Source organism: Pseudoduganella aquatica, from assembly GCF_009857595.1.
GTDB lineage: Bacteria > Pseudomonadota > Gammaproteobacteria > Burkholderiales > Burkholderiaceae_D > Rugamonas > Rugamonas aquatica_A.
Genome location: NZ_WWCU01000154.1, coordinates 1 through 268, shown reverse-complemented (window position 1 = coordinate 268; position 268 = coordinate 1). Strand labels below are relative to the sequence as shown.

General features: G+C 52.6%; 1 rRNA gene. It reads right to left on the bottom strand.

From position 1 onward, the window contains the following. Positions 1–268 (bottom strand): 23S ribosomal RNA (locus GTP77_RS31495); the annotation flags it as partial.

The window sequence follows — 268 nt, the reverse complement described above, 5'->3', positions numbered from 1 at the left end:
GTATGACTGAAGCTTAGAGGCTTTTCTTGGAACCACTTCCGATTGCTACGTGAACAAGTTCACTCGTCCCACTCCCTTGAATTACGCGCCCGGATTTGCCTAAGCGCCTTCTATGAAGCAGAAACTGACTATTCCAACAGTCAGACAACCTTCCGCGATCCGTCCCCCCATCGCATCATACGACGGTGCAGGAATATTAACCTGCTTCCCATCAGCTACGCATCTCTGCCTCGCCTTAGGGGCCGACTCACCCTGCTCCGATGAACGT